General features: G+C 65.1%; 12 protein-coding genes. 9 read left to right on the top strand and 3 right to left on the bottom strand.

All coding sequences use genetic code 11. The features are described 5' to 3' along the window. Positions 1-38: 38 nt before the first annotated feature. The 4 genes from PG881_RS12595 to PG881_RS12580 all read left to right on the top strand — a co-directional run bounded on the left by PG881_RS12595 (position 39) and on the right by PG881_RS12580 (position 4,911). Positions 39-995 carry an aminoimidazole riboside kinase gene (locus PG881_RS12595; protein WP_270800484.1) on the top strand — a complete coding sequence of 319 codons (957 nt, stop codon included), beginning with the start codon at positions 39-41 and terminating at the stop codon, positions 993-995. A gap of 83 nt (positions 996-1,078) precedes the next feature. Beyond that, the gene (locus PG881_RS12590; RefSeq protein ID WP_270800364.1) at positions 1,079-2,443 is read left to right on the top strand and encodes a sucrose-specific PTS transporter subunit IIBC; all 1,365 of its coding nucleotides are present in this window, start codon (positions 1,079-1,081) and stop codon (positions 2,441-2,443) included. Further along, positions 2,443-3,858 carry a glycoside hydrolase family 32 protein gene (locus PG881_RS12585; protein WP_270800362.1) on the top strand — a complete coding sequence of 472 codons (1,416 nt, stop codon included), beginning with the start codon at positions 2,443-2,445 and terminating at the stop codon, positions 3,856-3,858. Before PG881_RS12590 ends, PG881_RS12585 begins: the two co-directional genes overlap by 1 nt. Positions 3,859-3,885: 27 nt before the next feature. Continuing rightward, a complete protein-coding gene (locus tag PG881_RS12580; protein ID WP_029299605.1) occupies positions 3,886-4,911 on the top strand; it encodes a substrate-binding domain-containing protein in 1,026 nt (341 codons plus the stop codon). A 76-nt stretch (positions 4,912-4,987) separates the two neighbouring features. Here PG881_RS12580 and PG881_RS12575 read toward each other — a convergent pair whose 3' ends face one another. The 3 genes from PG881_RS12575 to PG881_RS12565 form a co-directional block, all read right to left on the bottom strand. Beyond that, positions 4,988-5,716, bottom strand: coding sequence for an MgtC/SapB family protein (locus PG881_RS12575; protein ID WP_024945078.1), 729 nt, complete (start codon positions 5,714-5,716; stop codon positions 4,988-4,990). 203 nt (positions 5,717-5,919) lie between these two features. Beyond that, positions 5,920-6,294 (bottom strand): hypothetical protein, encoded by a 375-nt coding sequence (locus tag PG881_RS12570; RefSeq protein ID WP_270800356.1) that lies wholly within the window; start codon positions 6,292-6,294, stop codon positions 5,920-5,922. Positions 6,295-6,710: 416 nt separating this feature from the next. Beyond that, a complete protein-coding gene (locus PG881_RS12565; RefSeq protein ID WP_270800354.1) occupies positions 6,711-6,896 on the bottom strand; it encodes a YgaP family membrane protein in 186 nt (61 codons plus the stop codon). Positions 6,897-6,984: 88 nt separating this feature from the next. On the opposite strand from PG881_RS12565, the gene PG881_RS12560 reads away from it, so the two are divergent. Genes PG881_RS12560 through PG881_RS12540 form a run of 5 tightly spaced genes read left to right on the top strand, consistent with a single transcriptional unit; the run spans position 6,985 to position 12,448 of the window. Next, positions 6,985-7,302: an ArsR/SmtB family transcription factor gene (locus tag PG881_RS12560; RefSeq protein WP_011706771.1), complete on the top strand. Its 318-nt coding sequence runs from the start codon at positions 6,985-6,987 to the stop codon at positions 7,300-7,302. Then, on the top strand, positions 7,299-7,712 hold the full coding sequence (locus tag PG881_RS12555) for a YeeE/YedE family protein (RefSeq protein ID WP_162517969.1): 414 nt from the start codon (positions 7,299-7,301) through the stop codon (positions 7,710-7,712). Before PG881_RS12560 ends, PG881_RS12555 begins: the two co-directional genes overlap by 4 nt. A gap of 13 nt (positions 7,713-7,725) precedes the next feature. Continuing rightward, on the top strand, positions 7,726-8,172 hold the full coding sequence (locus PG881_RS12550; RefSeq protein ID WP_045789350.1) for a YeeE/YedE family protein: 447 nt from the start codon (positions 7,726-7,728) through the stop codon (positions 8,170-8,172). A gap of 36 nt (positions 8,173-8,208) precedes the next feature. Further along, on the top strand, positions 8,209-9,258 hold the full coding sequence (locus PG881_RS12545) for an efflux RND transporter periplasmic adaptor subunit (RefSeq protein ID WP_106553020.1): 1,050 nt from the start codon (positions 8,209-8,211) through the stop codon (positions 9,256-9,258). Continuing rightward, positions 9,251-12,448 (top strand): efflux RND transporter permease subunit, encoded by a 3,198-nt coding sequence (locus PG881_RS12540; protein WP_270800346.1) that lies wholly within the window; start codon positions 9,251-9,253, stop codon positions 12,446-12,448. The genes PG881_RS12545 and PG881_RS12540 overlap by 8 nt, the downstream gene beginning before the upstream one ends. Positions 12,449-12,455 lie beyond the last annotated feature (7 nt).

Raw genomic sequence — 12,455 nt, 5'->3', positions numbered from 1 at the left:
AGCCAACAGAACAGAATCCGGGTTTGGCAGTCGATCCGATGCAGCAGTGGAGTAGCAAGGTGACGAATCGTGTGTGGGTAATGGGGGATGCGGTGGTGGACTTGATCCCGGAAGGGGAGCGGCACTACCTCCAGTGTCCGGGTGGCGCGCCGGCCAATGTGGCGGTTGGTGTGGCTCGGCTTGGCGGTGAGGCGGCCTTTATCGGCCGGGTCGGTGCCGATCCGTTCGGCCGCTTTATGGCCGACTCCCTGAGCGGGGAGGGGGTGGATATCGCTGCGCTGCGGCTCGATCCTGACCATCGCACCTCTACCGTGCTGGTGGCACTGGATGACGAGGGAGAGCGCAGCTTTACCTTCATGGTGCGTCCCAGCGCCGACCAGTACCTCACTCCGAATGAGTTGCCCCGCTTCGACGCCGGTCAGTGGCTGCTCACCTGCTCCATTGCGCTCGCCAACGAACCGGTGCGCACCAGCTGCCTGCAGGCCATGGCAGCCATCAAGGCGGCAGGCGGGCGGGTCTGCTTCGACCCTAACCTGAGGCCCGAGGTGTGGGGCAACCCGGCCGAGATGCTGCCGCTGGTGCGCGAGGCCATTGCCTTGGCGGATGTGGTCAAGCTGTCGGTGGAGGAGCTGCAACTGCTGAGCGGTCTGGATGATCTGGCGGCGGGGCTCGCCACCATGGCGGGGCCGGCGCTGGTGCTGGTCACCCGTGGGGCGGCCGGTGTGGTGGCCCGTCTGGGTGGCGAGCAGTTGGAGTGGGTAGGGCCCAAGGTGACCCCGCTAGACACCACTGGGGCGGGGGACGCCTTCGTCGCCGGTCTGCTGGCGGCCCTGTCCGGGCGTTCATCGCTGCCGACGCTGGCCGAGCTGCCCGCCATCCTGGCCCAGGCCCACGGCTGCGGGGCGCTTGCCACCACCGCCAAGGGAGCGATGACGGCGCTGCCGACCCGCTCTGAACTGGATAAATTTTTGCGATCAGGCGCAAGCGGCTGTTGAGCTGCGGCTAGAAGCCCGGCTCGACAGCCCCTACTCTCATGTGACTAGGGCCCGCCAGCGTGGCGGGCCATAAGAGGAAGAATATGAATATCAGTGCGATAGCCAAGGATCTGGTGCCCCTGCTCGGGGGCAGGGAGAACATCGTCAGCGCCGCCCACTGCGCCACCCGGCTGCGGCTGGTGCTGGCGGACGACAGCAAGGTGAACAAGGCCGCCATCGACAAGCTGGAGGGGGTCAAGGGGTGCTTCAGCAACGCGGGCCAGATCCAGGTGATCTTCGGCACCGGTCTGGTCAACAAGGTCTATGCGGAGTTCGTGGCGCTGACCGGGACCGGCACCGCCAGCAAGGCGGAGCTGACCGATCTGGCGACGGCCAAGCTCAACGTGGCCCAGCGGCTGGCGCGGACCCTCTCCAACATCTTTGTGCCGATCATTCCGGCCATCGTCGCCTCGGGTCTGCTGATGGGGCTGCTCGGCATGGTGCGCACCTACGGCTGGGTCAACGCCGACAGCGCCCTGTTTGTGATGCTCGACATGTTCAGTTCGGCGGCCTTCATCATTTTGCCGATCCTGATCGGCTTTACGGCGGCGCGGGAGTTTGGCGGCAATCCCTATCTGGGTGCGACCCTCGGCGGCATTCTCACCCACCCGGCGCTGACCAACGCCTGGGGGGTGGCCGGGGGCTTCAAGACCATGGACTTCTTCGGGCTGGACGTGGCCATGATCGGCTACCAGGGCACCGTCTTCCCGGTGCTGCTGGCGGTCTGGTTCATGTCCCACCTGGAGAAACAGCTGCGCAAGCGCATTCCGGACGCGCTGGATCTGATCCTCACCCCGTTTTTGACCGTCATCATCACCGGCTTCGTGGCGCTGCTCTTCATCGGCCCCGCCGGGCGGGTGCTGGGGGATGGCATCTCGTTCGGCCTGAGCGCCCTCTATGAGCAGGCCGGCTGGCTGGCGGGGCTGGTGTTCGGCGGCACCTATTCGCTGATCGTCATCACCGGCATCCACCACAGCTTCCACGCCATCGAGGCGGGGCTGCTGGCCAATCCGCAGATCGGCGTCAACTTCCTGCTGCCCATCTGGGCCATGGCCAACGTGGCCCAGGGCGGCGCTTGTCTCGCGGTCTACTTCAAGACCCGTGACGTCAAGATCAAGGCCATCACGGTGCCGGCGGCCATGTCCTGCCTGCTCGGCATCACCGAGGCTGCCATCTTTGGTGTCAACCTGCGCTACATCAAGCCCTTCCTGGCCGGCTTGTTTGGCGGGGCCTGCGGCGGCGCCTACGTGGTGGCGGCCAAGGTCGGCATGACGGCGGTGGGGCTGACCGGTATTCCCGGCATGGCCATCGTCCAGCCCATGAGCCTCATCCACTACATTGTCGGGCTGGTGATCGCCTTTGGCGCCGCCTTCGTCGCCTCTTACCTGCTCAAGTACAAGGTGGAGTGATGAAGGACGTTGCATTGCTCAACCAGATTGTCCGGTCGCTGCTGGCCGGACAGCTCAAGGCGGCGGCCGATCCCCATCGGCCGCGCTGGCACCTGGCGGCCCCGGTGGGGTTGCTCAACGACCCCAACGGCTTTATCGAGCACGGTGGGCGCTACCACCTCTTCTACCAGTGGAATCCGCTCGGCTGCGAGCATCGCAACAAAAGCTGGGGGCATGTCAGCTCCACCGATCTGTTGCACTGGCAGCACGAGCCAGTGGCGCTGCTGCCCACCGAGGAGTATGAGAGCCACGGCTGCTATTCGGGCTCGGCGGTGAGCGACGAGCAGGGGCGCCTGACCCTCATCTATACCGGCAACGTCAAATACCCGGACGGCAGCCGCACCGCCTATCAGTGTCTGGCCCGCGCCGACGATGAGGGGGGCTTTGCCAAGCTGGGCCCCGTGCTGGAATTGCCTGAAGGCTACAGCGGCCATGTGCGCGACCCCAAGGTGTGGCACGACGGCCGGCAGTGGCTGATGGTGCTGGGGGCCCGCACCCTGGATGACAAGGGCGAAGTGCTGCTCTATCGCGGCGACGCGCTGGATGCCTGGACGCTGGTGGGCCCCATCGCCGGCAGCGGGCGCGGAGGGCTCGGTGAGTTTGGCTATATGTGGGAGTGCCCGGATCTCTTTGCGTTTGGTGAGCGCCATGTGATGATCAGCTGCCCGCAGGGGATTGCCCCCCGGGGAGAGGATTATCGCAACCTCTACCAGTGCGGCTGGCTGGCGGGCGACTTCGACGGCGAGCACTTCGCGCACGGGGATTTCCACGAGCTGGACCGGGGCTTCGAGTTCTATGCCCCCCAGACCACCCAGGATAGCCAGGGGCGGCGCCTCCTGTTCGGCTGGCTGGGATTGCCGGAGGAGAACGAGATGAGCCAACCGACTGTCGCTCACGGCTGGATCCACCAGATGAGCTGCCCGCGGGAGCTGTTCTGGCAAGGCGACTGGCTCTGCCAGCGGCCGGTGGCGGAGCTGGCGGCACTGAAGGGAGAACAGACCCGCTTCGAGGGGGCGCTCGGCGAATTTCCGGGGCTGGCCATCGATTCGGCCTGGCTCGATCTGAGTCTGTGCGGCGAGGGGAGCCTCTGGTTTGGCGCCGTGGCCGAGCTCGTCTGGCAGCCGGGGCGCCTGGTGCTGCGCCGCCTGAACTGGCAGAGCGGGGAGTGGGAGGAGCGATGCTGCTCCTGGCTGGGCGGCGGCATCACCGTCTTGTGCGATCGCTCCAGCCTCGAGTGTTTCGTCGATGGCGGCCGCCATACCCTGTCGGCGCGCTACTTCCCGGGACCGGGGCCGCAGCTTGCGCCGGGTAAACCGGTCGCGGGCGGCAAAATTTGCCTCGATCACTGGCCGCTGGCGGCCTGCCTAGTACAATAGCCCGGTGTCAGTTTGCCGGGAGGCCAGGTGGAGAAGAAGAAACGGATCACGATTGCCCAGATAGCCGAGTTGGCGGGGGTGTCCAAGGCGACCGCCAGTCTGGTGCTCAACGGCAAGAGTGCGGAGTACCGCATCGCCGATGACACCCGCAAGCGGATCCAGGCGGTGGCGGACGAGTGCCACTACCAGCCGAGCTTTCATGCCCGCGCCCTGCGCGAGACCCGCAGTTACACCTGGGGGCTGGTGATCCCCGACCTCACCAACTTCGGCTTTGCCAGCATCGCCCGCGCCCTCGAGGCGCACTGCCGGGAGGCGGGGATCCAGCTGCTTATCGCCTGCTCCGAGGATGACCCTACCCTGGAGCAGCGGGTGGTGGACAATCTCATCAGCCGCCAGGTGGACGGTCTCATCGTCGCCTCCAGCGGCCACAGCGACGATATCTATGCCCGCATTCACGACCGCCTGCCGGTGGTGCAGCTCGACCGCCACATCGGCGAGTCGCGCCTGCCCATGGTGATCTCCGATGCTTGCAAGGCCACCGCCGAGCTGGTGCAGGAGATGGCCGGCCAGTGCGGCGAGGAGATTTACTACTTCGGCGGCCTGCTGGACCTCTCCCCCAGCCGTCACCGGCTGGCAGGCTATGAGCTGGGGCTGCACCGCGCCGGGCTGGAGGCGGACCCTACCCGGGTGCGCCACCGCGACTACCAGCCAAGCTCGGGCTATCAGTTGATGGCCGAGCTGGTGGCCGAGCTCGGCGCGCCCCCCAAGGGGCTCTTCACTGCCTCCTTCACCCTGCTGGAGGGGGTGCTGCGCTACCTCAACGAGGCGGGGCTGATGGAGACGGGTATGCGGCTGTGCACCTTCGACGATCATGACCTGCTCGACTGCATCCCCATGCGCATCGACTCGGTGGCCCAGGATTGTCCGGCCCTGGCCCGGGCGACCTTCGAGCTGATGCAAAAGCTTATTGCGGGCAACCCGCCGCCCCAGACCGCCCAGGTGATCAATCCGCGCATTCGCTGGCGCAGTCAGCGGGCTGCCCGGGTCGCCTGAGCTCCCCGCATCCTGAAGTGCAAAAGCCCCGCCGGCAGTGGCGGGGCTTTTGCATTTTCAATGGCGGAGTCTGGTGTCAGTCGGTGGTACTGGCGCGCCAGAATACCTGCTTGATGTGGGGGTGGATGCCGAGCTTCACCATCAGAGCGTCGAGCTCGTCGCCATCGATGGAGGTGGCCAGCAGCACCGCGGATATTTCCAGATCCCGCTCGCCGAAGGGCTCGATGTCGAGCTCGCTCAACGGGTAGTTGGCCTGCTCCAGCATCTCTTCCAGCCAGTGCAGCACCTCCTTCTGGTACTCGCGCTGGGTGAGGGCGGTCACCCGGTAGGTCACCTCGGTGTCGGTGTTGTCCACCGGACGGCGGTTGATCTGGTTGACCAGCGGGCGCAGCAGGGTGTTGGCGGCCAGCACGAACAAGGCGCCGAGGATCGCCTCCATGGCCAGCCCGGCCCCGCTGGCGGCACCGACCGCCGCCACGCCCCACAGGGTGGCCGCGGTGTTGATGCCGCGGATGTTGCCGGACTCGCGCATGATGACGCCGGCGCCGAGAAAGCCGATACCGGAGACGATGTAGGCCACCACGTGTACCACCCCATAGGTGCCGCCGTGCAGGTCATAGATGCGCTGGGCCAGGTTGACGAACAGGGCCGCGCCCACCGCTACCAGCACGTTGGTGCGCAGGCCCGCGGTGCGCTGGCGATACTGGCGCTCCAGTCCCACCAGGCTGCCCAGCACGAAGGCCAGCAGCAGGCTGGCCAGGGTGTCGAGCAGAGAGATCATGTCGAATTGCTGCCACATTCTCATGGCGTACTCCTTCTGTTGCAGATGGCCTTTCTGAAGGCGGGCGAGGGGACGGTACCCCCGCCAACGGCCCCGTGCGTGCAGGCCATGAGTTGACGAGAAACACGCACGAGGCGCCCGGCCCGTCCATCCAGGATGGCGGGCAGGGCGGTGAAACGGATTGAAAGGGGCCAGCATGGCTGGCCCCGGATATCAGTCGTGCACGATCAATTGAGCACGAGTTCGGGGTCGCGGCGGGGATGCAGCTCCCAGCGAACCGGGTGATGTACTCCCACCTGATGCACGAACTGCACCAGATAGCGACGCTGGGGCGGGGTGCAGTGCAGGTTGAGCACCAGCTCCCGCCCGCCGCTGCGACCGGGTCGCAGGGACTGCAGGGGCTGCAGGCCCGCCGGTTGCAGGGTGTGGTTCACCAGATCCAGCACCTGCTCCATGTCGGCCCGATCCTCGCAACGGATCTGCAGCCGGTAGTGGTGCTGGCGCCGTTTGCCACGCAGCCAGAGCGGCAGCAAGCCGCGGCCCAGTCTGCTCAGCAGGGTGTGAGTCCGGTTGGATACGGACAGAGTTGAAATAAAACGCATAGCAGCCTCCTTGTGGGAAGCAGAAACTATGCAGGCAAGGTGTCATGGCAAAGCCAGGTCACCTGACGTCAAGTGTAAAAAAGAGAAGAGGGGAGTGGATTTCCGCTTCTCGCAGGGCTGCGAGCATGCGGCAGAGAAGACCTGCGGCTAGCTCGCGACCCGGGTACCGACGACGAGGGTCGGTCTACAACTGTCACTTGATGAGTTGCCCACTGATGGTCTCCGCTGTTGATTGACGGCCTGATGGTACTCATCCAGAGCGGTGAGGTAAAGCCTCATCACCCTTTCAGCAACATTTAGATACAAATTTGTCAATAATCGGGGCCGGCTGGCTACCGCCAGGACGATGAAAGGGCGGTGAGCACCCCTCACCGCCCTCGTTCCACCTTCTGCTCTCCCCCTCGTTACTCGTCACGCTATTTCAGCCCCAGCCGCTTGAGGAGCATCGCGGCCGGACAGAAACCGGTGAAGGCACTCTGGATCAGATTGGCCCCGACAAAGACGCTCAGCCAGACAAAGCCCGGATGAACCCAGGTGGTAAGGATCAGCGAGAGCAGCAACATGCAGCCCGCGACGACTCTGACTCCGTTATCTACCGTCATGACCTTCTCCTTAGTTAATTTAGATATTGCTAATTTAGAGTCGCTTTATACAATAGAACTAAATATCAGCAATTGCTAATTTATTCCCATGAGCCAATTCGACGAGATGAACAGACACGCGACAGCCGCCGCCTCCCTGCTCAAGGCGCTGGCTCATCCCGAGCGGTTGCTGGTGCTCTGCCAGCTGGTGGAGGGGGAGAAGGGGGTCGGGGAGTTGCTGGCTCACAGCCAGCTCGGCCAGTCGGCCTTCTCCCAGCAACTGTCGGTATTGAAGCGCCAGGGCCTTATCCGCTCGCGCAAGGTCTCCCAGCAGATCTACTACTCGCTGGTGAGCGAGGCGGCCGTCGATGTGCTGGCGGCGCTGCAAACCCATTTTTGTCACTCAGAAAATAAGGAATCTCGATGATGGAAAGCCAATGGCTGCTCTCTCTGGGCGGCGGCATGCTGGTGGGACTCGCGGCCCTCATTCTGATGCTGTTCAACGGCCGGGTGGCCGGGATCAGCGGTATTCTGGCCGGTGCGCTGCAACACAGGGCGCCCTGGCGGCTGCTCTTCTTGCTGGGACTGGGGGCGGGGGCCTGGCTGGCGCTGAGCCTGGGTTGGGCCAGCATGCCCGCATTCAGCACCCTGCCAGGCTGGCCGCTGGTGCTGCTGGCCGGCCTGCTGGTCGGCATCGGCACCCGCCTTGGCAATGGCTGCACCAGCGGCCACGGCATCTGCGGCATGGGGCGGCTCTCCCTGCGCTCCATCGTCGCCACTCTCACCTTCATGGCGGCCGGCTTCATCACCGTCTTTCTCACCCACCACGTTTTATAACAGGTTGATCATCATGGCATTGTTGACAAGTTTGCTTGCGGGTCTGCTGTTTGGTCTGGGTCTGGCCATCTCCGGCATGATAGATCCGGCCCGGGTCATCGGGTTTCTCGACCTGGCGGGTCACTGGGATCCCAGCCTGGCGTTCGTAATGGGCGGGGCATTGCTGGCGTTCATGCCGGGTTACTTCCTGCTGGTCAAACCGCTCAAGCGCAGCCTGCTGGGGGAACCCATGGCCAGCGTACCGGCCCCCAAACTGGATCGCCGCCTCATCGGGGGCTCGGCCCTGTTCGGCATTGGCTGGGGGCTGGCAGGGATCTGCCCAGGGCCAGGCTTGAGTCTCATTTCCAGCGGCCAGCCCATGGTACTGTTGTTTGTCGCCGCCATGGTGGCCGGGATTTTGCTTGTTGATCGGGTTTGGGTGAAGGTGCGGGAGAAGCGCTGCCACCCCCGCTCGGCCTGAACGGATTGCCCCTGGTGTCGGGGAAGGAGGAATATCATGGAACAGATCCGCTTGCTGGGGGCCACCATGCTGGCCATGACCTCCGCTCTTGTCTCTGCCATGACGCTGTCGACGGCATGGGCTGCCGAGGCAAATAACGATGCGACCCTGACCCTGGTTTCCCGTCAGGTGACCGACTGGCTCACCCTGGATGGCACCGTCAGTGCCATCCATCAGGGGACGGTGGCGGCCCAGACCAGCGGCCGGGTCTCCCGTATGCTGGTGGATGTGAACGATGAGGTCGTCGCCGGGCAGCCCCTGCTCGAGATCAGCGGCAAGGAGCAGTTTGCCGCCGTCACGGGTGCTCAGGCGCGGCTGGCGCGGGCGCAGGCCCAGCAGGTGGAGGCAGAGCGCCAGCTCGCCCGCTTTCAGGCGCTGATTGCCAAAGGGGTGATCACCCGCGCCCAGCTCGACAGTGCCCAGGCGACTGACCGGGCCGCCCGCGCCGAGGTCAATGCCGCCGATGCCGCCCTCACTCAGGCGCGCGAGACCTACGGCTATACCCGCATTCTGGCTCCTTACGCCGGAGTAGTGACCAAGCGGCTGGTGGAGTTGGGGGAGACGGTAGCTCCCGGCACGCCGCTGCTCTCCGGCTTTTCCCTTGATGCGCTGCGGGTGGAGGTAGATCTGCCCCAATCTGCGCTCGCCCTCGCCAGTCAGCCAGCGGATGTGCAGGTGCTGCTGCCAAATGGCAACACCGTTACCCCCCTCAAACTGACCCGCTTCAACTATGCCGACAGCCAGAGCCACGCCTTCAGGCTGCGCCTTGACCTGCCGCCGCAAACCGCGGGGGTGCTGCCCGGCATGTGGCTCAAGGTGCAGCTCAAGCAGGGTGAACGCCAGGTGTTGCAGGTGCCGGAGCAGGCCCTGCTCAGGCAGGGGGAGTTCAGCGGTCTCTACCTCAAACAGGGGGATGGCTGGACGCTGACGCCGGTGCGGGTTGGTCACTGTCAGGGGGCGCAGTGCGACATTCTGGCGGGCGTCCAGAGTGGCGATCAGGTAGCGGCGGATGGCTGGGCTCGCCAGCAGGCAGTGGCCCATGAGTAACGATCTTGACGGCAACAAAAGCAGGTTGGGGCCTGCCGGTCGGCTGGCTGCGCTGTTTCAGGGCTCGGCCATCACCCCGCTGCTGGCGCTGGTGGGGCTGTTGCTCGGTCTGTTTGCGGTGCTGGTGACCCCCAAGGAGGAGGAGCCGCAGATCGATGTCACCTTCGCCGATGTCTATATTCCCTTCCCGGGAGCCACCCCGGCAGAGGTGGAGTCTCTCGTCACCACTCCTGCCGAGCAGGTGGTCTCCCAAATCAAGGGGGTCGATACCCTCTACTCGTTCTCTCGCCCCGATGGCGCCTTGCTGGTGGTGGTGTTCAAGGTAGGGGTGAGCCGCGAGCAGGCCATCGTCGATCTCAACAACCAGCTCGACTCCCATCGCGACTGGCTGCCACAGGGGAGCGGGGTCGGCCAGCCGCTGGTGAAACCGAGAGGGATCGACGATGTTCCCATCGTCAGCCTCACCCTTTGGAGCAAGGAGTGGCAAAAACAGCTGGGCGCCGCCGAGCTGACCCGGGTTGCCCACGAGCTGGAGACCGAGCTCAAGCGACTGCCCGGCACCCGCGATATCTACAGCCTGGGGGGCCAGAACGCCGTACTGCGGGTGATGCCGGATCCGGCGGCCCTCAGCGCCCACGGCATCAGCTGGGGCGAGCTGAACCAGCGGCTTGCCGCCGCCAATCAGGTGGGCAGCGAGCAGGCCGTGGTGCAGGACAACCGGGAGATCAAGGTGCAGGTGGGACAGTTCCTGCAAAGCGAGCAGGAGGCCCGCGAATTGGTGGTGGGGCTGCAGGGCGACAAGCCGGTCTATCTCGGTGATGTGGCTAGCGTGTCGCTCGGGGAGGAGACCCCGGTGCAGCGCAGCTGGATGGGGCAGGGGGATCGCAGTTATCCGGCGGTGACCCTGGCCATCGGCAAGCAGCCGGGCCAGAACGCGGTCGAGGTGGCCAAGCGGGTGGAAGCGCGGGTCGAGAGCCTCAAGAATCGACTCATTCCAGCCGGCGTCGAGGTGACGGTGACCCGGGACTACGGCGTCACCGCCGAGACCAAATCCAACACCCTGATCGGCAAGCTGATTTTTGCCACCACGGCGGTGGTATTGCTGGTGCTGGTGAGCATGGGGTGGCGCGAGGCGCTGGTGGTGGGCGTTGCCATCGTCATCACCCTGGCGCTGACCCTGTTTGCCAGCTGGACGTGGGGCTTTACCCTCAACCGGGTGTCGCTGTTTGCGCTGATCTTCTCCATCGGCATTCTGGTGGATGATGCCATCGTGGTGGTGGAGAACATCCACCGCCATCGTGGCCTGGGCAAGGGGGCGCTCAAGGATCTTATTCCGGGGGCGGTGGACGAGGTGGGGGGGCCGACCATACTGGCGACCCTGACCGTGATCGCGGCCCTGCTGCCGATGGCCTTTGTCAGCGGGCTGATGGGCCCCTACATGAGCCCCATCCCCATCAATGCCAGCATGGGGATGCTCATCTCCCTGCTGGTGGCCTTTATCTTCTCCCCCTGGCTGGCGAGCCATTTGCTCAAGGGGGAGGCGCACGGTGCCCACGGCGAGGCCAAGGCTGGTCTCTTTCACCGGCTGATGACCCCTTTCCTGATGGGCGCAGGCGCCAGGAGGGCCAGGCGCAAACTCTGGCTGGCCATCCTGCTGCTGGTCGCGGGCGCCGCCGCCATGCCCATGGTGCAGTGGGTGGTGCTCAAGATGCTCCCCTTTGACAACAAGTCGGAGTTTCAGCTGATACTCGACATGCCGGAGGGGGCGACCCTGGAGCAGACCGAACGCACCCTGCTGGCGGTCGGGCGGGAGCTCGCCAAGGTGCCCGAGGTGAAGGATTACCAGATCTACGCCGGCAGCGCGGCCCCCATCAACTTCAACGGGCTGGTGCGCCACTACTTCATTCGCAGCGGCGCCAACGTGGGGGATATTCAGGTCAATCTGGTGGACAAGCATGAGCGCCATCGCAGCAGCCACCAGATTGCCCAGTCGGTGCGGGCACCGTTGCAGGCCATCGCCAGCGCGGCGGGGGGCAATCTCAAGGTGGTGGAGGTGCCCCCGGGACCGCCGGTCTGGTCCCCCATAGTCGCGGAAGTGTATGGCCCGACTCAGGCCGCCCGCGAAGTGGCCGCTCGCGCCGTACAGGCCCGTTTTGTGGCGACGCCGGATCTGGTGGACGTGGACATCTATCTGACCGACCCGCAGCCCAAGTGGCGGCTGGTGGTGGATCGCAGCAAGGCGGCCCGCTTCGGGGTCGATCTCGGTGAGCTGGTGGCGACCCTCAACGGGGGCGTGGGCTATCAGGATGCCAGCTGGCTGCAGGGGCGTGGCGCCAAGTATCCGGTACCGATCCGCATCGAACTCGCTCCCGGTGACAAACGGGATCTGGCGGGCGTACTGGCCCTCAAGGTGCGCAGCCAGAGCGGCCAGCTGGTGCGGATCTCCGAGCTGGTGAGCCGCCGCGATGAGGTGGCTCCCGGCTACATCATGCACAAGAACATGCGCCCCATGGTGATGGTGGTGGCCGACATGGGCGGCCATACCGACAGCCCGCTCTACGGCATGTTTAGCGCTGGCGCCGATATCGATCTGCCCCAGTATTACGTGCAGCAGCCCGACAAGCTGGGAGAGGTAGCACTGTTGTGGGACGGGGAGTGGAAGATCACCTACGAGACCTTCCGCGACATGGGGCTAGCCTACGGGGTGGGGATGATCCTTATCTACCTGCTGGTGGTGGCCCAGTTCCGCTCCTATCTGGTGCCGCTTATCATCATGGCCCCCATTCCGCTCACCCTTATCGGGGTGATGCCGGGCCACGCCCTGCTGGGGGCCCAGTTTACCGCCACCTCGATGATCGGGATGATCGCGCTCGCCGGGATCATAGTGCGCAACAGCATCCTGCTGGTGGACTTCATCGAGCAGCAGCGGGCGAGTGGCGTGGTGTTCGAGCAGGCGGTGATCGAAGCGGCGCAGGTGCGGGCCAAACCCATCATGCTGACCGCGCTGGCGGCCATGATCGGGGCCCTGTTCATCCTCGATGATCCCATCTTCAACGGGCTGGCCATCAGCCTGATTTTCGGGATCCTGGTCTCCACCTTGCTCACCCTGGTGGTGATCCCGCTGCTCTACTACAGCCTGATGTCGCGCCCTGGGGTCGCGATCGCGGCAGACGAGCCGGGCGCACAATGACAGAAGG

It is taken from the genome of Aeromonas sp. QDB54 (genome assembly GCF_027707385.1).
Lineage (GTDB): Bacteria > Pseudomonadota > Gammaproteobacteria > Enterobacterales > Aeromonadaceae > Aeromonas > Aeromonas hydrophila.
Note: the sequence above shows the minus strand (reverse complement) of the source record. Positions and strands in the feature narration are given on the sequence as shown.

What these genes read in the sequence shown, in the direction of transcription:
- PG881_RS12595 (WP_270800484.1), top strand. Translation starts at nt 39, where the DNA reads ATGCAGCAGTGGAGTAGCAAGGTGACGAATCGTGTGTGGGTAATGGGG.
- PG881_RS12590 (WP_270800364.1), top strand. Translation starts at nt 1,079, where the DNA reads ATGAATATCAGTGCGATAGCCAAGGATCTGGTGCCCCTGCTCGGGGGC.
- PG881_RS12585 (WP_270800362.1), top strand. Translation starts at nt 2,443, where the DNA reads ATGAAGGACGTTGCATTGCTCAACCAGATTGTCCGGTCGCTGCTGGCC.
- PG881_RS12575 (WP_024945078.1), bottom strand. Translation starts at nt 5,716, where the DNA reads ATGAGAATGTGGCAGCAATTCGACATGATCTCTCTGCTCGACACCCTG.
- PG881_RS12570 (WP_270800356.1), bottom strand. Translation starts at nt 6,294, where the DNA reads ATGCGTTTTATTTCAACTCTGTCCGTATCCAACCGGACTCACACCCTG.
- PG881_RS12565 (WP_270800354.1), bottom strand. Translation starts at nt 6,896, where the DNA reads ATGACGGTAGATAACGGAGTCAGAGTCGTCGCGGGCTGCATGTTGCTG.
- PG881_RS12560 (WP_011706771.1), top strand. Translation starts at nt 6,985, where the DNA reads ATGAGCCAATTCGACGAGATGAACAGACACGCGACAGCCGCCGCCTCC.
- PG881_RS12555 (WP_162517969.1), top strand. Translation starts at nt 7,299, where the DNA reads ATGATGGAAAGCCAATGGCTGCTCTCTCTGGGCGGCGGCATGCTGGTG.
- PG881_RS12550 (WP_045789350.1), top strand. Translation starts at nt 7,726, where the DNA reads ATGGCATTGTTGACAAGTTTGCTTGCGGGTCTGCTGTTTGGTCTGGGT.
- PG881_RS12545 (WP_106553020.1), top strand. Translation starts at nt 8,209, where the DNA reads ATGGAACAGATCCGCTTGCTGGGGGCCACCATGCTGGCCATGACCTCC.
- PG881_RS12540 (WP_270800346.1), top strand. Translation starts at nt 9,251, where the DNA reads ATGAGTAACGATCTTGACGGCAACAAAAGCAGGTTGGGGCCTGCCGGT.